Origin of the sequence: Stenotrophomonas maltophilia (assembly GCF_023518235.1) — a bacterium.
Classification (GTDB): domain Bacteria; phylum Pseudomonadota; class Gammaproteobacteria; order Xanthomonadales; family Xanthomonadaceae; genus Stenotrophomonas.
On sequence record NZ_CP090423.1, the window covers coordinates 1,690,401 to 1,712,181 of the forward strand.

The window sequence follows — 21,781 nt, forward strand, 5'->3', positions numbered from 1 at the left end:
ATCCGGGACTGCAAGTGCCGGGGGCGACAGACAGCCGATGGAGTGATCTGTCGTGCCGAGCCATGCTCGGCAGGCGGGTGAACGGGCGATTGGCGAAGGCATAAGCAAGAGCAGCCGACCAGCGGTCGGCTCTACGGGAACCGCTGCGGCAAGCACACTACGTGTGCTTGCCGCTTCTCCAGATCGAAAACAGGATCCACACGCCGCAGAAGCCGGCGCCGATGAAGCCGCACACCCCCAGCGCCAGCAGCCAGCGGCTGGAAACACCGCCGACGCTGTGCATCACGATCGACGAGCCGATGATCAGCGCGGCCGTGACGATGCCCATCACCAGCCGGTTCGCGGCGCGGTTGACCTGCTCGCCGAAGCCCTGCAGCGCGCTGGTTTCCACTTTCAGCTGCAGCCGGCCACGACGCGCTGCCTGTACCAGTTTGCGCAGGTCGCGCGGCAGTTCACCGGCAAAATCGACCAGGCCCAGCAGGCTGCGCCGGCCGCGCTTGAGCAGCGCCCTGGGTGCGTAGCGTTGCAACACCACGCGTTCAAGGAACGGGCGCGCAGCGCTGGCCATGTCGAAATCCGGATCAAGCTGCCGGCCCATGCCTTCCAGGGTCAGGAAGGCCTTGATCATCAAGGCCAGATCGGCCGGCAGGGTCAGGCTGTAGCTGCGCAGCAGCTGGGTGATGTCGCCCAGCATCAGGCCGATGCGCAAGTCCTTCAGCGGCACGCCGCGGTACTGGTCGACGAACTGGCTGATGTCGTGCTGCAGCCGGTTCTCGTCCACCTCCACGCCACCGGCCCAGTCCAGCAGCACGTCGGCCACCCCCTGCGGGTCCTGTTCGACCAGGCCGTGCAGCAACTGCGCCACCTGGAAACGGCGCACCTCGGACAACGCGCCGACCATGCCGAAATCGATCACGCCGATGCGGCCGTCACGCAGGTAGATGATGTTGCCAGGGTGCGGATCGGCGTGGAAGCTGCCGTCCTCGAGCACCATCTTCAACACGATGTCGGCGCCGCGCCGGGCCAGTTCGCGGCGGTCCAGCCCCGCCGCATCGACGCCAGCCAGATCACGGCCGGGAATGCCGTCGACGAAGTCCTGCACGTTCAGGCTCTCGCAGGTCCACTGCCAGTGCACGCCTGGGATCAGGATGTCGTCACGGCCGTTGAAATTGCGCGCGATGCGCTCGGCATTGCGGCATTCGGCAGCGAAATCCAGTTCGCGGCGCAGGGAAACGGTGAACTGCTGCACGACCTCGGCCGGGCGGTAGCGGCGCAGGTCCGGCAGGCGGGCTTCAACGATCTCGGCCAGCCGCGCCAGCAGGCGCAGGTCGGCTTCGACCACGTCACGGATGCCCGGGCGGCGCACCTTCAGGACCACTTCACTGCCGTCGTGCAGGCGCGCACGATGGGCCTGTGCCAGCGAGGCGGCGGCCATCGGCGTTTCATCAAGAAAGGCGAACACCTCGGCCGGCGCAGCGCCGAGGTCGGCCTCCAGCTGCGCACGGATCTCGGCATACGGCAGCGCCGGAACTGCGTTCTGCAGCTCGGACAACTCGGCGATCCACTCCGGCGGCAGCAGGTCCACGCGCGTGGCCAGCACCTGGCCAAGCTTGACGAAGGTGGGGCCCAGATCCTGCATCGCGCTGCGCACCCGCACCGGCGCGGTCATCCGCAGCAGTTCCTGGCGGTCCTCGTTCCAGTGCAGCAGGCGCCCTGCCCGCTCCAGCGTGGTGGCCAGGCCGATGCGCCGCACCACGTCGCCGAAGCCGTAGCGGATCAGGACGACCGCGATTTCCTGCAGTCGGCCCAGGTCACGGACCGTGCCCAGCGTTTCCCACATCATGCGTGCTCCGGACGATTACCGGAGCAGCATGTCACAGCTGGGCGTCGATGCCGCGCAACGCCGCCGCAACGGTTTGCCGGCGGATGGCTTCGCGGTCGCCATCGAACTGGAACAACTCGGCGCGGGCATAGCCGCCACGGCGCTTCCAGCCGATCCAGACACTGCCGACCGGCTTGTCCGGGCTGCCACCGCCGGGGCCGGCGATGCCTGTGACCGCCACCGCGATGCCGGCACCGGAGTTGACCAGGGCGCCGGACACCATCTCCAGCACGGTCTCACGGCTGACCGCACCGAACTGCTCCAGGGTCTGCGCGCGCACTCCAAGCAGGCGCTGCTTGGCCTCGTAGCTGTAGACCACCATGCCGCAGTCGAAGAACGCCGAGGAGCCGGCGACATCGGTCATGCATTTGGCGATCCAGCCGCCACTACAGCTTTCGGCGGTCACCAGCTGCAGCGAGGCCTGCTGCAGGCGCTGCCCAAGTGCGGCGGACTGGGCGTTGAGATCGGCGTCGGTGGGGATGGACATCGGCATGACGGTCGGGTGAAGAACCTGCACGTTGTACCGCAGATGACCGGTTGATGTCGCGCGCCGCTGCATTGGCAGTCGCCGGGCATGGCCCGGCGCTACCTCACCACTCCGGCAGTTTCTCCGGCAGCAGGGCGCGGATCGGTGCACCGTCGGCGCTGGCGGCCAGCTTCTCGGCCTCGGCGATCGGCAGGTCGACCTGCAGCAGCCAGCCTTCCTCGTCGGCCTGCTCGCTGCGGATCACTTCCAGCTGGTGCAGGCGCGCGCGCAGGCGTCCGGCATCCGGCGGCAGGCGCAGCTCGCCGGTGACGTGCTGCAGGCCCAGGCGCTTGCCCAGCACCGCCTGCAACAGCTCCAGGCCCTGCCCGTCGCGTGCGGAAATCCACACCCGTTCACGCCGCGATTCGTCGGGCACGCCGTCCTGACCGTCGTGGCGGACATCGGCGCCGTCGATACGGTCGATCTTGTTGAACACCAGCAGCTGCGGCAGATCGCCGGCGCCAACCGCAGTCAGCACCTCGTCCACCTGCGCGATGCGTTCCTCGCGATGCGGGTCGGCGGCATCGACCACGTGCAGCAGGAAATCGGCCTCGCGCGCCTCGGACAGGGTCGAGCGGAACGCGGCGACCAGATCGTGCGGCAGGTCGCGGACGAAGCCCACGGTATCGGCCAGCACCACGTTGCCACCCGGCACCGCGATACGGCGCACGGTCGGGTCCAGCGTGGCGAACAACTGATCGGCGGCGTAGGCCTCAGCGCCGGTCATGGCGTTGAACAGCGTCGACTTGCCGGCATTGGTATAGCCCACCAGGGCCACACGCGGCAGTTCGCTGCGCACGCGGGCACGGCGCATCTGGGTGCGCTGCACCTCGACCTTCTCAAGCCGCTTCTGCAGCTGCTCGACGCGCTTCTGCAGCAGGCGGCGGTCGGTTTCCAGCTGGGTTTCACCGGGGCCACGCAGGCCGATCGAGCCGCCGCGCTGGCGCTCCAGGTGGGTCCAGCCACGCACCAGCCGGGTTGCCAGATGGCGCAGCTGGGCCAGTTCGACCTGCAGCTTGCCCTCGTGGCTGTGCGCACGCTGGGCGAAGATGTCCAGGATCAGGCCGGTACGGTCGATCACCCGGCGTTCCAGGAACCGTTCCAGGTTGCGCTCCTGGCCCGGGCTCAACGCATGGTTGACCAGGATCAGGTCGGCCCCGCTGGCATCGGCCGCCGCCTTGATCTCGTCCAGCTTGCCGCTGCCGATCAGGGTCGATGGGTTGGGACGGTCCAGGCGCGCGGTGATCGTCGCGGCGATGCTGGCCCCGGCCGAGCGGGCCAGATCACCGAACTCTTCCAGCACATCGTCTTCCAGCTTGCCGAAATGCGGCTGGATCAACAGGGCGTGTTCGCCCTTTTTCGAGCGGTCAAACATTCACCGCTCCGGTCTTACTCGTCTGCTTCATCACCTGCCTGACCACCTTCACTGGACTGCACATAGCCGCCACCCGGGCCCACCTTCACGTTGCGTGCAGGCACCACCGTGGAAATGGCGTGCTTGTAGACCATCTGGCTCACCGTATTGCGAAGCAGGACCACGAACTGGTCGAAAGACTCGATCGTGCCCTGCAGCTTGATGCCGTTGACCAGGTACACCGAAACCGGCACGCGCTCGCGCCGCAGTGCGTTCAAGAAAGGATCCTGCAGCGATTGCCCCTTGGACATTGCACACTCCTGATTATTGTTCTTATTGGGTTGCCGACGGTTTGCCACGGCCCCCGAGCCGCCCGCCGACCGATGATGTTACACGGCTGGCGGGGGTTCAGCGTGCGACGAAGGTCGACACCGCCTCGGCCAGTCGCTCCTGGTCGATGTGGGGGTCGAACCAGCGTCCATCAAGCTCGCCGCGGAGCCAGGTCAGCTGGCGCTTGGCCAGCTGGCGGGTGGCGAAGATCGCCTTGTCCCGGAAGCGGGCCAGGTCGCCCTCCCCGTCCAGATGCTCCCAGGCCTGGCGATAGCCGACCGCGCGCACCGCAGGCAGGTCCAAGGGCGCCTCCACCGCGGCCATTTGCGGCATCGCGCGCAACGCGCGGACCTCGTCGAGAAAGCCCTGCTCCAGCATGGCGTCGAAGCGGGCCTCGATGCGCTGGTGCAGCACCGCACGCTCACGCGGCGCCAGGATCAGCTTCAGGGTGCGCACCGGCAACGGCGCCACGCCCGGGCGGCGCTGCCATTCACTGATCGGCGTGCCGGTGAGGCGGTAGACCTCCAGCGCCCGCTGGATGCGCTGCGGGTCGGTGGCGTGGATACGCGCGGCGGCAGCCGGATCGACCCCGGCCAGCTCGGCATGCAATGCCGCCCAGCCCCGTTCGGCGGCCTCGGCGGCCAGCACCGCACGCAGCTCCGGATCGGCCTCCGGCATCGGCGACAGGCCCTGCAGCAGGGCCCGGAAATACAGGCCGGTGCCGCCGGCCAGGATCGGCGTCCTGCCGCGCGCCACGATATCGGCCACCACGCGGCCGGCATCGGCCGCGAATTCGGCCGCCGAATAGGTCTGCCACGGATCACGCAGGTCCAGCAGATGGTGCGGCGCCTGTGCACGCTCGGCCGCATCAGGCTTGGCTGAGCCGATATCCAGATGGCGGTAGACCAGCGCCGAATCGACACTGACGATTTCGCCATCCAGCTGCCGGGCCAGCGCGATCGCGGTGGCGGTCTTGCCGCTGGCGGTCGGCCCCATCACGGCGATCGCCAGTGGCCGCCGGTCGGCGCCCATCAGTCTTCGTCCGGCCAGCGGATCGCCGGCGTGGCGTCGGCGCGCGGCGTCGGCACCGCATCGACGGCCTGCCAGATCTTCAACGCATCGACGGTGGCGGCCACATCGTGCACGCGCACGATACGGGCACCCCTTTGGACCGCGATCAGATGCGCCGCCACCGAGGCAGCCACGCGTTCGGAGGGCGTGTCGCGGCCGGTCAGTTCGCCGAGGCTGCGCTTGCGCGACAGCCCGGCCAGCATCGGAACGCCCAGCTCCAGGAAGCGCTCCGAGCGCGCCAGCAGGGTCAGGTTGTGGGCGGTGGTCTTGCCGAAACCGAAACCGGGATCGATCAGCAGGTTCTTCCTGGCGATGCCAGCCATCTCGGCAGCGAACAGGCGCTGCACCAGGAAGCCATGCACCTCGGCAACCACATCGTCGTAGTGGGGGTCGGCCTGCATATGCCCCGGCTCGCCCTGCATGTGCATCAGCACCACCGGCACGCCGGCGTCGGCAGCCGCTTCCAGTGCGCCTTCCTGGCGCAGGCCGAAAATGTCATTGATCATGCCGGCGCCGGCGGCCACCGCTGCGCGCATCACCTCCGGCTTGAAGGTGTCGATGCTGATCGGCACGGCGCTGCGCGCGGCCAACTGCTCGATCACCGGGATCACCCGACGCAGCTCCTCCTCGACTGATACCGGCGCAGCGCCCGGACGGGTCGATTCGCCGCCGATGTCGAGCAGGTCGGCGCCCTCCTCGACCAGCTTCAGGCCGTGGGCGACCGCGGCCTCGGTGGTGTCGTGCGCGCCGCCATCGGAGAACGAGTCCGGGGTGACGTTGACGATGCCCATGACCCGGGCACGGTCCAGGCGCAGGATGCGGCCGGCGCAATCGAGCTGGGGCGAGGTATCGAACATGGGTGATCCTGCTGGGACAACGGCGGGTAGTTTAGTTCGGCAGGGCGGCGCCCTGCACCCGTAGAGGCCGGAGCAACAGCAACAGCGGGTTTCCTGTGGGATGGCGCGGTGGGTCCGGTTGCGGGGGGCGCCGTAAATACGTCCATGTAGGCTCGGTCGCGCCATCCATGGCGCTCACGCCCCCGCAACCGGACCCACCCCGCCTTCGACAGATCTCCGCGATCTGTCGTAGATCCACGCCATGCGTGGATGAATCTCCATCGGAATCGAATATTTCGAATTGGAATCGAAATGCATCCACGCATGGCGAGGATCTGCCGTGTCGACCAAGGTCGACACCTACCAACAGCGACCGGAATCTGTCAGAGGTGGGGTGGTGTCGGAGTGCGGGGTGTCAGCCGCATGGATGCGGCTGCCAAGCCTACACGGACGTACTTGCGGCGTCCCCGCACTCCGACACCGCCCCGCCATCCCACGGAATGTAGCTGTTGCTGTTGCTGTTGCTGCTGAGGTTGCCGGCCAGCGGCCGGCACTACCACGGGTGCAGGGCGCAGCCCTGCTGCCCCGCTCAACGGCGGCGGCGCTTGCGGTCCACGTACAGGGTCTTGGCGATGCTCAGCACGATGCCGACCGCGATGCCCACCACACAGCCCAGCAGCAGGTTGTCGGCGCCCAGGCCTACGCCCACACCGACCACCGTGGCGATGATCATTTCGACAGTGTGGGAAATGGGTTCGGGCTTCGGGGCGGACATGCAGACTCCAGCGTCAGATCGGTACATCGGGAGGGGCCGGGGGCCCGGAAACGACGAAGCCGGGTTGCCCCGGCCTCGTCTGGTGTCACCTGCAGCCGGCCGTCAGTGCGACTCGGCCGGGCCTGCGATCGGCGGCAGCGGACGGGCGTCGCCGCCCTTGTCGTTGCCACCGTCCTTGTTCGACTTGTTCCAGCCGGCCGGCGGCGGCGGGTCGCGGCCTTCCATGATGGCGTCGATCTGCGGCGCGTCGATGGTCTCGTACTGCAGCAGCAGCTGCGACATCGCGTGCAGCTTGTCGATGTTGTCGGTCAGCAGCTGCGTGGTGCGGGCGTAGGCCTTGTCGAGGATGTTGCGTACTTCCTCGTCGATGCGGCGCGCGGTGTCGTTGGACACGCTCTTGTGCTGGGTGACCGAGCGGCCCAGGAACACCTCGTCGTCCTCTTCGCCATAGGCGATCGGGCCGAGCTGCTCGGACAGGCCCCACTTGGTGACCATGTTGCGGGCCATCTTGGTGGCGCGCTCGATGTCGTTGGAGGCACCGGTGGTGACCTTGTCCTCACCGAAGATCAGTTCTTCAGCGACACGGCCGCCGTACAGCGAGCACAGCTGCGACTGGATCGCCACGCGGTTCATCGAATACTTGTCGCCCTCCGGCAGGTACATGGTCACACCCAGCGCACGGCCGCGCGGAATGATGGTGACCTTGTAGACCGGGTCGTGCTCGGGCACCAGGCGGCCGACGATGGCGTGGCCGGCCTCGTGGTACGCGGTCAGCGTCTTCTCGTCCTCGCTCATGGCCATCGAGCGGCGCTCGGCACCCATCAGGATCTTGTCGCGGGCACGGTCGAAGTGGTCCATGCGGACTTCCTTCTCGTTGCCGCGCGCGGCGAACAGGGCCGCCTCGTTGCAGAGGTTGGCCAGATCGGCACCAGAGAAGCCCGGGGTACCGCGCGCGATCACCATCGGTTCGACGTCGTCGGCCAGCGGCAGCTTGCGCATGTGCACCTTCAGGATGTGCTCGCGGCCCTTCACGTCCGGCAGGCCGACCACGACCTGGCGGTCGAAGCGGCCCGGACGCAGCAGCGCCGGGTCCAGCACGTCCGGACGGTTGGTCGCGGCGATCACGATCACGCCTTCGCCACCCTCGAAACCGTCCATTTCGACCAGCAGCTGGTTCAGGGTCTGCTCGCGCTCGTCATGACCGCCGCCCAGGCCGGCACCACGGTGGCGACCGACGGCATCGATTTCGTCGATGAAAATGATGCACGGGGCGTGCTTCTTGGCCTGCTCGAACATGTCGCGCACGCGGCTGGCGCCGACGCCGACGAACATTTCCACGAAGTCCGAACCGGAGATCGAGAAGAACGGCACCTTGGCTTCGCCGGCGATGGCCTTGGCCAGCAGCGTCTTGCCGGTACCCGGCGGGCCGACCATCAGCACGCCGCGCGGGATCTTGCCGCCCAGCTTGGTGAACTTGGACGGGTCACGCAGGAAGTCGACCAGTTCGCCCACTTCTTCCTTGGCCTCGTCGCAGCCGGCGACGTCGGCGAAGGTCACCTTGATCTGGTCTTCGCCCTGCAGCTTGGCGCGCGACTTGCCGAAGGACATCGCACCCTTGGCACCGCCGCCACCGCCCTGCATCTGGCGCATGATGAACAGCCAGAAGCCGATGATCAGGATGACCGGCAGGAAATTCATCAGGATCGCGCCGAGGGAAATGCCGCTGGACGGCTCCTCCTGCACGATTTCCACGTTCTTGGTGCGCAGCACGTTGATCAGGTCACGATCGAACGGCGCGGTGATGGTGGACGACTGCCCACCGCGGGTGGTGTAGGTCAGCTGGCTGGTGCCGCCGCGCATGTCGCCGCCGAAGGCGACCTTCTGCACGTTGCCGCTGTCCACCTGGTCCAGGAACTGCGAATACGACGCGCCCTGCGCCCCAGCCCCGGAGGTCTTGGGCGAGAAGCTCTGGAAGACCACCATCAGCACGACGGCGACGACCACCCATAGCAGGAGGTTCTTGGTCAAGTCGTTCATCCTCATTGGCTCCGGTGTTCCTCTTAGTGCTGGCGTTGCGTTGGGGTCGAACTTGCGAACGTTGCGAGCTTACTTCATGTGGGCGCGTTTTCCCTGACCCAAGGCATACACCTCGGGAGAGCGCTTGCGCGACGCTTCCGGCTTGCGGATGGAAACCTTGTCGTACCGGCGGCGCATGTCGCGCACGTAGTCGTCAAAGCCTTCGCCCTGGAACAGCTTGATCAGGAATGCCCCACCGGTCTTGAGGTGGTTGTCGGCAAAATCCAGGGCCAGCTCCGCCAGGTGCATCATCCGCGGCTGGTCGACCGCGCCCACACCACTCTTATTGGGGGCCATGTCCGACAGCACAAGGTCTACCGGCTGATCCCCGAGCATGGCTTCAAACTGCGATAGGACGGCTTCTTCCCTGAAGTCACCGTGAAGGAACTCCACGCCGGCCAGCGGCGGCATGTCCAGGATGTCCAGGGCCAGCACGCGGCCGGTATCGCCAATCTGTCTCCGCACCTGCTGAGACCATCCGCCAGGGGCCGCGCCGAGGTCGACCACCACCATGTGCGGCTTCAGCAACCGGTCACGTTCGAGCAGCTCTTCGAGCTTGTAGGCGGCGCGCGAGCGCATACCTTCGGCCTGCGCCTTCTTCACGAAGGGGTCGGAGAAGTGTTCCTTGAGCCAGCGCTGGCTGCTTTTGCTGCGGGTAGCCATTGAAAATAGGGGCGGATGGGGTCCTCATGATACCCTGATCGCCCCATTCAACCGTCTTTTCCTGCATGTCCATCGCCCTGACCGCCTCCCAGACCCGTTTCCTGCGCGGCCAAGCCCACGACCTGAAGGCCCTGCTGCAGACCGGCGGCAAGGGCGTGACCCCGGCCTTCCTCGCTGAGCTGAACGAAGTGCTGGAGCGCCACGAACTGGTGAAGGTGAAGGTCGCTGCCGAGGACCGCGAAGCGCGTGATGTGATGATCGGCGAGATCGTCGACGCCACCGAGAGCGCGCTGGTGCAGCGCATCGGCCACGTCGCCGTGCTGTACCGCCCGAGCAAGGAACAGCGCCAGATCGTGCTGCCGCGCGGCTGATCGCCCTACCGCCATGCAGCTGAACCACGAGCCGCCTGATTACGCCTACAGCCTGCGCGCCGCCGACGGCCGTTCGGCGCGGGTCAACGAACAGGTGCTGGCCAGCAGTTTCTTCCTGACCCCTGACCAGCTGGTCGAGCACTGGCCGGTGGTGCGTTCGGCCGAGCTGCAACTGGTCGACCTGGAACCGATCCTGGCGCTGAACCCGGCGTTGATCGTGCTCGGCACCGGTGATCGCCAGGTGTTTCCGCCGGCTGCAGTGATGGCGGCCTGCCTGTCCCGCGGCATCGGCCTGGAAGTGATGAACAACCCCGCCGCCGCACGCACGTTCAACATTCTCGCCGGCGAAGGCCGCAAGGTCGCGGCCGCCTTCATTCTGGAAGGCTGAGGTTGCGCCGCCGGGCGTGGCCCGGCGCTACCCGTGCGTGGTGGTACAACGAAAAGCCGAGAAGTCCTTCAGCCGCCCGATCAGGCTGCCGCCCTGGCCCCAGCGGATATCCATGACCTTCCAGTCCTGGCCCTGCCTCTGCAGCAGGACCCGGTCGGTCCAGCGATAGTCGCCTATCGCCATCTCGACAGGCATCCAGGCGGCATCGCCGCTCGTCGCGGGCAGCCCCACCTTTACCGTTTCCGGCCGATCCGGTGCCATGAGATAGGGGCTCTGGTCCAGCATGTGCGGCTTTTCGTCGGGCGCAGCCAGTGCGGTGCAGGCCTGTTCATAGCCGCGCTGCGCATCGATGGCAGCGCGCAGGGCATCGCCCAGCAGCGGCGCGATCAGCGCTTGATCCGGCCCGCTGTTCTGCAGGGCCGCGTAGAAGCGGGTGGCGACGTCATGGGGATTGCTGGCTGCGGTTGCCAGCGGGGCGACGATGAGCAGCACGAGAGCGGAGGCAAGGCGGGACATGGGACACCGGGTCGGCAGGGTCCGCCCAAGAATGCCGTGCATTCCATTCGCCGTGAAGATCATTCTGCGACACGCCAGATCGCAGATGTCCGCATCTCTGCGATACCTGAGTCGAGCGTGGCTCGACTCTACAGGTCAGGAACGCCGGGCATGGCCCGGCGCTACCCGTATCTGCCCGCGTCAGCGCGCCGGCAGATACTGCTGCGGGTCAACCGGCTTGCCGTTGTAACGGATCTCGAAGTGGACCATGTCGCGGTTTGCACCGGTACGGCCCATCTCGGCAATCTGCTCACCGGCCTTCACGCTCTGGCCTTCGTTCACCAGGCGCTTGCGGTTGTGGCCATAGGCCGACAGCCACTGGTCGCTGTGCTTGATGATGATCAGCTCGCCGTAACCGACCAGTCCGGCGCCGGAATACACCACCACGCCGTTGGCGGTGGCCTTCACCGCCTGGCCGCTGGTGCCGGCAATGTCCACGCCCTGCTTGGTCGCATCACCGGCGACATAGCGGCCAACGATCGCACCATCGGCTGGCCAGCGCCAGGCGATGTTGCTCTTCACCGGCCCCGCCGGTGCGGTGACCGGCGCAGTGCTGCCGGCACTGCCGCCCGGACGCGGCGCAGTCACCACGGTCGTGGGCGCGCGGCCACCGCTGGCACCCGGCGGATACAGGCGGATCACCTGTCCGGGATGGATGGTCGAGGGATTGTCCAGGCTGTTCCAGGCAATCAGGTCGGCCGGCGTGATGTCGTGGATGCGGGCCAGTGCATAGATGGTGTCGCCTTTACGCACGACCACGGTCTGCCCCGGCTTGGGCACCGAGGTCTTCGGCGTGGTCACGCCACCACTGCTGCTGCCGCCACCCGGTCGGACCACGGTGGCGGTGCCGCAGGCAGCCAGGGTGGAAACCAGCACAGCCAGCGCGCCGATGCGCACTCCCTTGCTCAGACGATCAGGACTCATGCGAACTTCGACCTCCATACAAGCCAGGCAATCAGCACCACCACCAACGCGGTGGCGATCCAGCCCAGCGGTTCAATCCAGCGGCGCAGCGCCGCTTCGGCACGCGCACCGCCGATACGGATGACCGCGGCCAGCACGTACACGCGCTTGCCACGACCGATCAGCATGCTCAACAGGTACTGCGGCATGGGTACGCCGACGATACCCGATGCCCACGTGAAGACCTTCATCGGGATGGGCATGAAACCGCCCAGCACCAGGAAGGTGAACACCGCCCACGGCGACTCGGCCATCTTCGCCTGCACGGTGGTGATGCCCTGCTCGATCGCCGGCAGCATGCCCAGCGCCTCGAACAGCGGCTTGATCGCCTCGAAGGCGAAGTGGCCCAGCGCATAGCCGACTACCGCGCCGACCATCGACCCGGCCAGGCTGAGGGTGGCGAACCACCAGCCACGCTTCGGCTGGGCCACGCACATCGGTGCCAGCATCACCTCCGGCATCACCGGAAAGATGATCGCCTCGAAGAAGCTCAATACCGTCAGGTAGGTCGGTGCGCGCTCGTGCGCCGCCCACTTCATCGCCCGCTCGTACAGCGGCCCGAAAATCTTCATGCAACCCCGCTCCGTGGATTAGTCCAGCATGCCAGACAGCAGCGGCACGAAAGTGACCGGCGCCAGCACACGTTGTTCGATGCTGCCGTCAGCGCTGCGGTCCAGCTGCACCAGCGACTGCCCGCCCGGCCCGCCGACCGGGGCCACCAGGCGCCCGCCTCCGGCCAGCTGTTCCACCAGTGCATCGACCAGCGCCGGTGCCGCCGCGGTGACCACGATGGCATCGAACGGACCGTGCTCGGCCCAGCCAACGCGGCCATCGTCATGCTTGGTGCGGATGTTCATGCCCAGCGCGCGGAAGCGCTTGCGCGCCTGTCGCAGCAGGTCGCCGATGCGCTCGACCGTATAGACCTCCAGCCCCAGCGCGCCGAGGATGGCCGCCTGGTAGCCGGAGCCGGTGCCGACTTCCAGCACGCGCTTCGGCGCCACCTGCAGCACGGCCTCGGTCATCCGCGCCACCACCCAGGGCTGCGAAATGGTCTGGCCGTGACCGATCGGCAGCGCGGTGTCTTCATAGGCCCGCGAGGCCAGCGCTTCATCGATGAACAGATGCCGCGGCACCACCCGGATCGCATTCAAGGTGGCTTCGTCGACGATGCCGGCCTCGCGCAGACGATCGACCAGGCGGTCACGCACGCGCTGCGAGGTCATGCCGATACCGACAGCTTCCGGCTGCAGGCGCAGGCGTGGGCTCATGCCTGCGGGTCCAGCGCGGCGCTGAGGCCGCCGACCCAGCTGGCCACCTTCTCCAGTGCCTGGTAGCGGGTCAGGTCGACCTGGATTGGTGTGATCGAGATGTGCCCGGTGCGCACGGCGTGGAAATCGGTACCGGGGCCGGAGTCCTGCTCGCGCCCGGCCGGGCCGATCCAGTACACCTCGTTGCCACGCGGATCCTTCTGCGCGATGCAGCCTTCGGCGCGATGGCGGTTGCCCAGGCGGGTGACTTCGAAGCCCTTGACCTCATTCCAAGGCAGGTCCGGCACGTTGACGTTGAGGATGGTGTCAGCGGGCAACGGGTCGGCCTTGAGCCGGGCGACGATCTCCACCGCGGCACGCGCGGCGGTCTCGAAATGCTTCGGGTCGTGATTGCGGCTGACCAGCGAGACCGCCACCGCCGGCAGGCCGAGGAAGCGGCCTTCCATCGCCGCCGAAACGGTGCCGGAATAGATCACGTCATCGCCGAGGTTGGCGGCGTTGTTGATGCCGGACACGACAATATCAGGCTCGAATTCAAGCAGGCCGGTCAGCGCCAGGTGCACGCAGTCGGTCGGCGTGCCGGCCACCGAGACGGTGTAGTGGTCGATGCGCTTGAGGCGGATCGGCAGGTCCAGGGTCAGTGAATTGCTGGCGCCGGAGCGATCACGGTCGGGTGCGACCACCGTCACTTCATGGCCGGTCTCGCGCAGCACCGAGGCAAGCATCCGGATGCCTGCGGCGTCGACACCATCGTCATTACTGACCAGGATTCGCATCTTCGATTTAACCGCTTGATTTTCCAAGAATTCGATTCCATCACCGTGCAGTGTGGGCGGGACCGTCGTGCTTCCTGCGGAAGCCGTCGACCCTGCAAGGGCATCGTCTATTGTGCCGCATGCGAGCCGCCGGTCCTACCCTGCCGGCGGTCACGACCGACATCGAACCGTCATAGGCAGACCCGCGCCGGCGGTTTACCCTGTGCGCATGTCGCCCCCTGAAGACGAAGACCCGGCCGCCCTGTTCCGTGCGGCCATCGGCGCAGTGACGCCGCTGCGCAAGGATGCCGAGCCGGCACCGGCGGCGCCCCGGCCGAAGCCGCGCGCGCGCATGGCCGAACGTGATGAGGCCGAAGCGGCCGGCGAGTTCGCGCGGCTGCTGCGCGACAGTTCGCCGCTGGAGGCGGGCGACGTGGCCAGCTATCGCCGCGACACTCTGCCGCCCCGCCTGTTCCAGCGCCTCAAACGTGGCCAGTACTCGGTGCAGGACGAACTGGACCTGCATGGCGCCACCGCCGCGCAGGCGGAGGTTCTGTTGCGCCAGTTCCTGCAGGAAGCGCATGCACATGAGTACGGCTGCGTGCGCATCATCCACGGCAAGGGTTTGCAGTCCGATGGTGGCGCGCCGGTGCTGAAGAACCTGGTCGACCGCCTGCTGCGGCTGCGCAACGACGTGCTGGCGTTCCATTCAGCGCCGACCGGGCAAGGCGGCACCGGCGCGGTGCTGGTGCTGCTGGCACGGCGTTGAGAAAAGGGGACGGAGGGAATCAAGTCGCTTGTGCCACAAACGGCTTAATTCCCCCCGTCCCCTTTTTCTGTCAGGCCTGTGAGGCGTCTTCGACCGGGCCGAGCTCGTGCAGTACGGCGGTGGCGTAGCAACCCGGCGGCAGTGCGAATGACAGCTCCAGCACGTCGTCGGCCAGCCACTGGTGCTGCAGCAGCGCCGGACGCAGGCGCAACGCGCGGCGCTCCTGCTTCAGGCGCGCATCTTCCAGCCCGGCACGCAGTGCCTTGGACTCTTCGTCATCCAGTGCGGCCAGCTCCAGTTCGCGCGCAGCATCGGTGCTGCGCAGCTCGCCCTCGCCCCACAGCGGCGCGCTGGGATGGATGTCGAACCGTGCCAGGCGCTCGGCCAGTACATCGGTATACGGCTCGGGGCCGAACACGCTGCGACTGCCGTCAAGCATCCACACCTCCCCGTCCAGCGGCTGATCCCAGTTGCCCTGCTCCACGCGCGCGGCCAGCACGCGGTTGAACAGCGCCGAGCGCGCCGCCGACAACAGCAGCGAACGCTGATCCTTGCGCATGCGGCGGCCACCGAACATCGCCAGTGCCGCCGGTACGTTGCCGCCGTCGCGGCCGAAGCGCTGCTCACCGAACCAGTTCGGCAGGCCACGCTCGGCAATCTGCTGCAGGCGCTCACTGATCGCAGCGGCATCGCCCCGCACCTCGCGCAGCACCAGCTTGAAACGGTTGCCGGCCAATGCGCCGCGCTGCAGCTTGCGGTTGTGCCAGCTGGACTCGATCACCTCGATCTCGTCACTGGCGAGTTCGGCCAGATCCGGCGCGACGCGCTTGGGCAGGTGCACGCTGAAACGCTGGGTGGTGACTGCGTGGCGGTCTTTCATGCCGGCGTAGCTGACCGCCATCTCCGGCAGGCCGGCCCACTTGGCCAACAGCTTGGCCACGTGCACGGTGTTGGCACCGCGCTTGCGGATGTGCAACAGCAGGTGTTCGCCTTCGCCGCTGGCCTCGAAGGCCGGCAGTTCGTCCACCTGGAAATCGTCGGGCGTAGTGCGGATGCGTGCCGTCAGCAACGGCGTACCGAACGCGAGCGGTACCGGGATCATGCCGCCACCAGCAGCACCACTGCCTGCGCGGCGATGCCTTCCCCACGGCCGGTGAAACCCAGCTTCTCCGAGGTGGTGGCCTTGACGCTGACCGCATCCAGCGGCAGCTGCAGCAGACCGCCGATGCGCTCGCGCATGGCCAGAGCATGCGGACCGACCTTGGGACGCTCGCAGATCACGGTGATGTCGGTATTGCCGACACGCCAGCCGCGCTCGCGCAGCAGGCTGTCGCAGTGACGCACGAAGTCGCTGCTGTCGGCGCCCTTCCAGCGGTCGTCGCTCGGCGGGAAATGCTGGCCGATGTCGCCCAGCGCCAGCGCGCCAAGCATCGCATCACACAGCGCATGCAGGATCACGTCGCCGTCGCTGTGTGCGAGCACGCCGCAGCTGTGCGGAACGTTCACCCCGCCAAGCATGATGTGGTCGCCTTCACCGAAGGCATGGACGTCATAACCCTGGCCGATGCGGACGGGCGGGAACGGTGCGGTGCTCATGGATGCAACCCTTGCAGCAGGGCCGCGCGGGCAATCAGCTGGCGCGGCGGGAAAGTACGAATTCAAACCGGTCCAGATCGGCCGGGGTGGTGACCTTGAAGTTGTCCTCGCTGCCTTCCACCAGCAGCGGGCGCTGGCCCTGGCGCTCCATCGCCATCGCCTCGTCGGTCACTTCGACGCCGGCGGCAGCCGCCTCGGCCAGCGCGCGACTGAGCTGGTGGCGGCGGAACAGCTGCGGCGTCAGTGCACGCCACAGGCGTTCACGCGGCTCGGTGGCATCGATGCCACCGTCATCGCCCGCCCGCTTGAGCGTGTCGCGCACCGGTACAGCCAGGATCGCGCCGACCGGATCGGCACGCCCTACTTCGAGCAGACGACCCAGATCGGCCGGCGACAGGTTCGGCCGTGCCGCATCGTGGACCAGCACGAACTCATCGGCGCGCACCGAGTCCGGCAGCGCCTGCAACCCGGCCAGCACCGAGGCGGCACGGGTCGCGCCGCCGGTGCAGGTCAACACAGGCTTGCCGGCCCATTCATTCCAGCCCGGCCAGTCGGCGTCGTCCTGGCCGATCACCACCATCGCCCCGGCCACGGCCGGATGCGCGAGCAGCGCGTCCAGGGTGTGGGCAAGCAGGATCTGTCCACCCGCCTGCAGGTACTGTTTGGGCAACGGCGCACCAAACCGCGCGCCGCGACCAGCAGCCGGAACCACCACCCAGATCGCCGCGCTCATGGCACGTCCGCCGGATGTTCGCCGGCCTGGGCACTGACGCCCGCAGCGGGCTGCGCCGGAGGGACCGGCGCATCCTCAACCACGCGGTAGAACTTCTCGCCGGGCCTGATCATGCCCAGCTCACTGCGTGCGCGCTCCTCGATGGCGGACTGGCCTTCCTTGAGGTCCTTCACTTCCGCAGCCAGCGCATCGTTGCGCTGCTGCAGGCCCTCATTGTCGCGCTCCTGGTTGGCAACCTGGGCTTCGAGCATCATCACTTCGCCCGAATTGCCCGGGCCGAACCAGAAACGATACTGCAGCCAGCCCAGCAGCAGGGCCAGCACCAGCAGCATCCAGCGCCAGTCGCGCATCGGCTCAGCGCTTCAGCGAAACGAACGCGTCACGACCGGCGTAACGCGCGCCGGCGCCGAGGGCTTCCTCGATGCGCAGCAGCTGGTTGTACTTGGCCACGCGATCGCTGCGGCACAGCGAGCCGGTCTTGATCTGGGTGGCGGTGGTGGCCACCGCGATGTCGGCGATGGTGGTGTCTTCGGTTTCGCCCGAACGGTGCGAGACCACGGCGGCATAGCCGGCACGGTCGGCCATGGCGATCGCTTCGAGGGTTTCGCTGAGGGTACCGATCTGGTTGACCTTGATCAGGATCGCGTTGGCGGTGCCCGAGTCGATGCCTTCCTGGAAGATCTTCGGGTTGGTGACGAACAGATCGTCGCCCACCAGCTGCACCTTCTTGCCGATGCGGTCGGTCAGCAGCTTCCAGCCGGCCCAGTCGTTCTCGGCCAGGCCGTCTTCGATCGTGATGATCGGGTACTGCGCGGCCCAGTCGGCCAGGAAGTCGACGAACTGCTCGGAGGTCAGGCGCTTGTTCTCGCCGACCAGGTTGTACTTGCCGTTCTCGAAGAACTCGCTGGAGGCCACGTCCAGGCCCAGCAGCACGTCTTCACCGGCGGTGTAGCCAGCCTTGCCGATCGCTTCGAGGATGGTGTCCAGCGCTTCAACGTTGCTGCGGAAGTCCGGTGCGAAGCCGCCTTCGTCGCCCACGGCGGTGCTCAGGCCGTGGCCCTTCAGCACCGACTTCAGCGAATGGAAGATCTCGGTGCCGGCACGCAGCGCTTCGGAGAACGAGGTGAAGCCGACCGGCAGCACCATGAACTCCTGGAAGTCGACGTTGTTGTCGGCGTGCGCGCCACCGTTGATGATGTTCATCATCGGCACCGGCAGCGACGGGGTCACGCCGGTCTTGGCGGCCAAGTACTGCCACAGCGCCTGTTTGTTCGAAGCAGCGGCGGCGTGCGCAGCGGCCATCGAAACACCCAGCAGCGCGTTGGCGCCCAGGCGGCCCTTGTTCTCGGTGCCGTCCAGGTCGATCAGGCGACGGTCGAGGCCGGCCTGGTCGGTGGCCTCGAAGCCCTTCAGCGCGGCGGCGATGGTGGTGTTGACGTTGTCGACGGCCTTGCGCACGCCCTTGCCCAGGTAACGGGTCTTGTCGCCGTCACGCAGCTCGACCGCTTCCTTGGTGCCGGTCGAGGCGCCGGAGGGAACCGCGGCGCGACCGAACGAACCGTCCTCCAGGATGACTTCGGCTTCCAGCGTGGGGTTGCCACGGCTGTCGAGGATTTCACGGGCGTGGATGCTGCGGATCGTACTCATGGTCGGGCCGGTTACCTGTATGGAGAGGGGGCGACAAAACGAATGCCGCGTGATTATCCCCGGCTGCCCGCCACTTGCCAAATGGCGCGCGCGCCGTCAGGCCAGACTGGCCCCGATCACCATCAGGATCAACGACAGCATCAGCACCAGCAGGCCACCGGCGATGGCGGCCAACACGCCGCCGCGGTGGCGACGCCAGGCCATCACCATCGCCACCAGGCTGCCAACGAAGGACAGCACCAGCATGGCCAGGGCAGCCAGAATCCAATACTGCATGGCCTGCATGCCATGGTTGCCATCACCGGGCGAGCCGAAACTGGCGGCGAAGGCCAGCACGGCTGCCGTCAGCCCGGCCCAGGAAACAGCAGCCAGCGCCAGCGCGATCAGGCCCCAGGGCCGATCACGCGTTGCCAGAGTCGCATTCATCAGAGCACCCCGTAGAACAGGGCGCCGAGCCACAGCGAAAGCAGGATGATCGCCAGACCGGCAGCCACCTTGCCACGGTTCAGGCGCCAGGCCAGTCCGGCGGCAGCGATACACCCCACCGCCGTCACCAACTCCCCGGCCAGCAGCGCAATGAAGCAGGCCCGCAGGTTGAAAGCGCTGCCCCCATCACCCGGGGGCCGCACGGACGCGGCGCCGATCAGCACCAGACCGAACATGCCCACGGTGAACAGCACCGCCAGGCCCAGCGCAATCACACCCCAGGGCCACTGGCTCCAGTGCCGGCGTCGACGCTGGTTTTCCAGCGCCTGCCAGGGGTCACGACTCACGCAAAGCCCTTACCGACATCATGCGCGCACTTCGGAAAGCAGCTTGCCGCCCGCCTTGCGCTCACGCGCGGCACGGATGAAACCGATGAACAGCGGGTGGCCGTCACGCGGCGTGGACAGGAATTCCGGATGCGCCTGGCAGGCCAGGAACCACGGGTGCGCATCACGCGGCAGTTCCACCACTTCCACCAGGGTGTCGTCCATCGACTTGCCGGCGATCACCAGGCCAGCGTCTTCCAGCTGGGTACGGTAGCGGTTGTTGAACTCGTAGCGGTGGCGATGACGCTCGGCAACCACGTCCTTGCCGTACAGCTCGCGGGCCAGCGTGCCCGGCTTCAGACGCTGTTCCTGCAGGCCCAGGCGCATGGTGCCGCCGAGGTCGCTCTTGTCGTCGCGCTTCTCGACATCGCCGCTGGCGGTGCGCCATTCGGTGATCAGACCGATCACCGGGTTCGGCGACTGGCGGTCGTTCTCCGTGCTGTTGGCGCCTTCCAGGCCGACCACGTTGCGTGCGTAATCGACCACCGCCGCCTGCATGCCGTAGCAGATGCCGAAGTACGGCACCTGCTGCTCGCGGGCGAACTTCGAGGTCAGCACCTTGCCTTCGAAACCACGGTCACCGAAGCCGCCCGGCACCAGGATGCCGTCGACATCGGCCAGCGCGGCCATGTCGGTGCCTTCCAGGTCCTGTGCTTCCAGCCACTTCAGGTTGACCTTGGTGCGCTGGCGCAGGCCGCCGTGCTTGAGCGCCTCGCCCACCGACTTGTAGGCATCCTGGTGGTCGACGTACTTGCCGACCACGGCAATGGTCACTTCGTCCAGCGGATGCAGGGTCGCGTCCACCGCGTCCTCCCACATCGACAGGTCGACCGGGCCGGCCTTGTCGGCCAGCTTCAGCTGGTTGACCACGATCTCGTCCAGGCCCTGCGCGTGCAGGCCCGACGGGATGCGGTACAGCACGTCCACGTCCGGCACGCTGATGACGGCGCGCTCGGAGACGTTGGTGAACTGGGCGATCTTGCGGCGCTCCGAATCCGGCACGGCCTGCTCCGAGCGGCACAGCAGCACGTCGGGCTGGATGCCGATCGAGCGCAGTTCCTTCACCGAATGCTGGGTCGGCTTGGTCTTCAGCTCACCGGCCGCGCCGATGTACGGCACCAGGGTAAGGTGCATGAACAGCGCCTTTTCCGGGCCGCGCTCGGTGCGTACCTGGCGGATCGCCTCCAGGAACGGCAGCGACTCGATGTCACCCACCGTTCCGCCGATCTCGACCAGCGCCACGTCGTATCCCTCGGTGGCTTCGTCGATGCAGCGGCGGATTTCGTCGGTGATGTGCGGAATGACCTGCACGGTCGCGCCCAGGTAGTCGCCGCGGCGCTCCTTGCGGATCACGTTCTCGTAGATGCGACCGGTGGTGACCGAGTTCTTGCGGCTCAGGCGGGTGCGCACGAAGCGCTCGTAGTGGCCCAGGTCGAGGTCGGTCTCGGCGCCGTCGTCGGTGACGTAGACCTCACCGTGCTGGAACGGGCTCATGGTGCCCGGGTCGACGTTGATGTACGGGTCGAGCTTCATCATCGTGACCTTCAGGCCACGGGCTTCGAGAATAGCGGCCAGTGACGCGGCGGCAATGCCTTTGCCGAGCGAGGACACCACGCCGCCGGTTACGAAAATCAAGGGAGTCATGGCTGCAAGCATCCTGTCTGGAAATGGAAAACGGCAGCACCACGCGCACCCGGTGGGCGGGCATGGGGCTTGAAGGGGGTTTTCCGGTTCGCTGGGGCAGCGAGGGAGATGCGGGGCCGTGCGGCGGCAGGCGCCGGACGGGGACCACCGTACGAGGTCGGGGTGGCCGTGCCGGTCACATCGACCGTCACCTGCGACCCGCATTGCTGGCGGCCACGCTTGGCCGTGCCAGCCCATTCGCAAAGGGTGGACACGCACTTACTCCCGGAAAGCCGTAGTTTACAGATTGATGGCCGCCAACCCAAGGGGCAGTTGCGGTCATCGGCCAAAAGAAACGCCCCGCTGGGCGGGGCGTCGGGGGGCGAATCCCTTGTGGCAAGGGCTTCAGAGGGCGGAAGCGTTACTTCTTCTTCCTTGCCTCTTCTTCCTCTTCCTGCTGCGGGGCCGGCTGGCCCTGCGCCTTCATTTCGGCATTGGCCTGGGCACGGCGCTTGGCCTTGGCGTCCGCCTCGGCCTGCGCCTTGTCGGCCTGGGCACCCTGCTGCGGCGCCGGCTGGCCGGCGTTCTGCGCCAGAACCAGCGGCACTGCAACGGCGGCAGCGGCCAGGATCGCAATGGTCAGCAACTTCTTCATGAGGTCCTCCTCGCGGTATGGCTTGGACGTTTCGACCCGATGGGGGTCGCCGGCGTTCAGATTCCAGCAGCTGCCATTTTACCCCCTCCCCGCCGCCGAGGCTGAACCGCAGGCGTGCAAATTCGCCGCACAG

Annotated in this window: 26 protein-coding genes; 3 read left to right on the forward strand and 23 right to left on the reverse strand. The window is 67.2% G+C overall.

Annotated elements, in window-relative coordinates; all coding sequences use genetic code 11:
* Window positions 1-157 precede the first annotated feature (157 nt).
* The 9 genes from ubiB to rlmE all read right to left on the reverse strand — a co-directional run bounded on the left by ubiB (window position 158) and on the right by rlmE (window position 9,513).
* Complete coding sequence (gene ubiB / locus LZ605_RS07830; protein WP_249844882.1) at window positions 158-1,840, reverse strand: 2-polyprenylphenol 6-hydroxylase; 1,683 nt, start codon at window positions 1,838-1,840, stop codon at window positions 158-160.
* 34 nt (window positions 1,841-1,874) lie between these two features.
* Complete coding sequence (locus LZ605_RS07835) at window positions 1,875-2,369, reverse strand: CinA family protein (protein WP_107232824.1); 495 nt, start codon at window positions 2,367-2,369, stop codon at window positions 1,875-1,877.
* 103 nt (window positions 2,370-2,472) lie between these two features.
* Complete coding sequence (hflX, locus tag LZ605_RS07840; RefSeq protein WP_049445660.1) at window positions 2,473-3,783, reverse strand: ribosome rescue GTPase HflX; 1,311 nt, start codon at window positions 3,781-3,783, stop codon at window positions 2,473-2,475.
* A gap of 14 nt (window positions 3,784-3,797) precedes the next feature.
* On the reverse strand, window positions 3,798-4,073 hold the full coding sequence (hfq, locus tag LZ605_RS07845) for an RNA chaperone Hfq (RefSeq protein WP_057498314.1): 276 nt from the start codon (window positions 4,071-4,073) through the stop codon (window positions 3,798-3,800).
* Window positions 4,074-4,170: 97 nt separating this feature from the next.
* Complete coding sequence (miaA, locus tag LZ605_RS07850) at window positions 4,171-5,124, reverse strand: tRNA (adenosine(37)-N6)-dimethylallyltransferase MiaA (protein ID WP_249844371.1); 954 nt, start codon at window positions 5,122-5,124, stop codon at window positions 4,171-4,173.
* Window positions 5,124-6,020 carry a dihydropteroate synthase gene (folP, locus tag LZ605_RS07855; RefSeq protein WP_249844372.1) on the reverse strand — a complete coding sequence of 299 codons (897 nt, stop codon included), beginning with the start codon at window positions 6,018-6,020 and terminating at the stop codon, window positions 5,124-5,126. The genes miaA and folP overlap by 1 nt, the downstream gene beginning before the upstream one ends.
* A gap of 568 nt (window positions 6,021-6,588) precedes the next feature.
* A complete protein-coding gene (locus tag LZ605_RS07860; RefSeq protein WP_014036752.1) occupies window positions 6,589-6,774 on the reverse strand; it encodes a hypothetical protein in 186 nt (61 codons plus the stop codon).
* Window positions 6,775-6,876: 102 nt separating this feature from the next.
* Complete coding sequence (gene ftsH, locus LZ605_RS07865) at window positions 6,877-8,811, reverse strand: ATP-dependent zinc metalloprotease FtsH (RefSeq protein ID WP_162292081.1); 1,935 nt, start codon at window positions 8,809-8,811, stop codon at window positions 6,877-6,879.
* Between the two features lie 69 nt (window positions 8,812-8,880).
* Window positions 8,881-9,513 carry a 23S rRNA (uridine(2552)-2'-O)-methyltransferase RlmE gene (gene rlmE / locus LZ605_RS07870; protein WP_005409014.1) on the reverse strand — a complete coding sequence of 211 codons (633 nt, stop codon included), beginning with the start codon at window positions 9,511-9,513 and terminating at the stop codon, window positions 8,881-8,883.
* Between the two features lie 65 nt (window positions 9,514-9,578).
* Here rlmE and yhbY point away from each other — a divergent pair, with 65 nt between their 5' ends.
* Both yhbY and LZ605_RS07880 read left to right on the forward strand, forming a co-directional pair.
* Complete coding sequence (gene yhbY / locus LZ605_RS07875; protein ID WP_107233113.1) at window positions 9,579-9,884, forward strand: ribosome assembly RNA-binding protein YhbY; 306 nt, start codon at window positions 9,579-9,581, stop codon at window positions 9,882-9,884.
* Between the two features lie 13 nt (window positions 9,885-9,897).
* A complete protein-coding gene (locus tag LZ605_RS07880) occupies window positions 9,898-10,272 on the forward strand; it encodes an Mth938-like domain-containing protein (protein ID WP_249844373.1) in 375 nt (124 codons plus the stop codon).
* A gap of 27 nt (window positions 10,273-10,299) precedes the next feature.
* On the opposite strand, the gene LZ605_RS07885 is transcribed toward LZ605_RS07880, so the two are convergent.
* From LZ605_RS07885 to surE, 5 genes are all read right to left on the reverse strand, one after another.
* The gene (locus tag LZ605_RS07885) at window positions 10,300-10,788 is read right to left on the reverse strand and encodes a hypothetical protein (protein WP_249844374.1); all 489 of its coding nucleotides are present in this window, start codon (window positions 10,786-10,788) and stop codon (window positions 10,300-10,302) included.
* A gap of 180 nt (window positions 10,789-10,968) precedes the next feature.
* Entirely contained in the window at window positions 10,969-11,751 is a 783-nt protein-coding gene (locus LZ605_RS07890) for a peptidoglycan DD-metalloendopeptidase family protein (protein WP_107233110.1), read from the reverse strand.
* On the reverse strand, window positions 11,748-12,362 hold the full coding sequence (locus LZ605_RS07895) for a YqaA family protein (protein ID WP_006431543.1): 615 nt from the start codon (window positions 12,360-12,362) through the stop codon (window positions 11,748-11,750). Before LZ605_RS07895 ends, LZ605_RS07890 begins: the two co-directional genes overlap by 4 nt.
* An 18-nt stretch (window positions 12,363-12,380) precedes the next feature.
* Entirely contained in the window at window positions 12,381-13,058 is a 678-nt protein-coding gene (locus tag LZ605_RS07900; protein WP_249844375.1) for a protein-L-isoaspartate(D-aspartate) O-methyltransferase, read from the reverse strand.
* Window positions 13,055-13,834, reverse strand: coding sequence for a 5'/3'-nucleotidase SurE (gene surE, locus LZ605_RS07905; protein WP_249844376.1), 780 nt, complete (start codon window positions 13,832-13,834; stop codon window positions 13,055-13,057). The genes LZ605_RS07900 and surE overlap by 4 nt, the downstream gene beginning before the upstream one ends.
* Window positions 13,835-14,042: 208 nt before the next feature.
* Between surE and LZ605_RS07910 the strand changes: the two genes are divergently transcribed.
* Window positions 14,043-14,582, forward strand: a complete 540-nt coding sequence (locus tag LZ605_RS07910) for a Smr/MutS family protein (RefSeq protein ID WP_249844377.1) — start codon at window positions 14,043-14,045, stop codon at window positions 14,580-14,582.
* Window positions 14,583-14,652: 70 nt separating this feature from the next.
* Here the strand turns inward: LZ605_RS07910 and truD are convergent, their stop codons facing one another.
* The 9 genes from truD to LZ605_RS07955 form a co-directional block, all read right to left on the reverse strand.
* Window positions 14,653-15,684, reverse strand: coding sequence for a tRNA pseudouridine(13) synthase TruD (gene truD / locus LZ605_RS07915; RefSeq protein ID WP_249844378.1), 1,032 nt, complete (start codon window positions 15,682-15,684; stop codon window positions 14,653-14,655).
* Window positions 15,681-16,178, reverse strand: coding sequence for a 2-C-methyl-D-erythritol 2,4-cyclodiphosphate synthase (gene ispF / locus LZ605_RS07920; protein WP_005409005.1), 498 nt, complete (start codon window positions 16,176-16,178; stop codon window positions 15,681-15,683). Before ispF ends, truD begins: the two co-directional genes overlap by 4 nt.
* A gap of 34 nt (window positions 16,179-16,212) precedes the next feature.
* A complete protein-coding gene (gene ispD, locus LZ605_RS07925) occupies window positions 16,213-16,911 on the reverse strand; it encodes a 2-C-methyl-D-erythritol 4-phosphate cytidylyltransferase (protein WP_249844379.1) in 699 nt (232 codons plus the stop codon).
* Window positions 16,908-17,261, reverse strand: a complete 354-nt coding sequence (gene ftsB / locus LZ605_RS07930; RefSeq protein WP_249844380.1) for a cell division protein FtsB — start codon at window positions 17,259-17,261, stop codon at window positions 16,908-16,910. The genes ispD and ftsB overlap by 4 nt, the downstream gene beginning before the upstream one ends.
* 4 nt (window positions 17,262-17,265) lie before the next feature.
* Complete coding sequence (eno, locus tag LZ605_RS07935; protein WP_053442798.1) at window positions 17,266-18,558, reverse strand: phosphopyruvate hydratase; 1,293 nt, start codon at window positions 18,556-18,558, stop codon at window positions 17,266-17,268.
* A 96-nt stretch (window positions 18,559-18,654) separates the two neighbouring features.
* Entirely contained in the window at window positions 18,655-18,984 is a 330-nt protein-coding gene (locus tag LZ605_RS07940) for a hypothetical protein (RefSeq protein WP_249844381.1), read from the reverse strand.
* The gene (locus LZ605_RS07945; RefSeq protein WP_249844382.1) at window positions 18,984-19,331 is read right to left on the reverse strand and encodes a hypothetical protein; all 348 of its coding nucleotides are present in this window, start codon (window positions 19,329-19,331) and stop codon (window positions 18,984-18,986) included. Before LZ605_RS07945 ends, LZ605_RS07940 begins: the two co-directional genes overlap by 1 nt.
* A gap of 18 nt (window positions 19,332-19,349) precedes the next feature.
* Entirely contained in the window at window positions 19,350-21,014 is a 1,665-nt protein-coding gene (locus tag LZ605_RS07950; RefSeq protein WP_057495881.1) for a CTP synthase, read from the reverse strand.
* Window positions 21,015-21,414: 400 nt separating this feature from the next.
* The gene (locus LZ605_RS07955) at window positions 21,415-21,648 is read right to left on the reverse strand and encodes a hypothetical protein (protein WP_107233100.1); all 234 of its coding nucleotides are present in this window, start codon (window positions 21,646-21,648) and stop codon (window positions 21,415-21,417) included.
* Window positions 21,649-21,781: the final 133 nt, after the last annotated feature.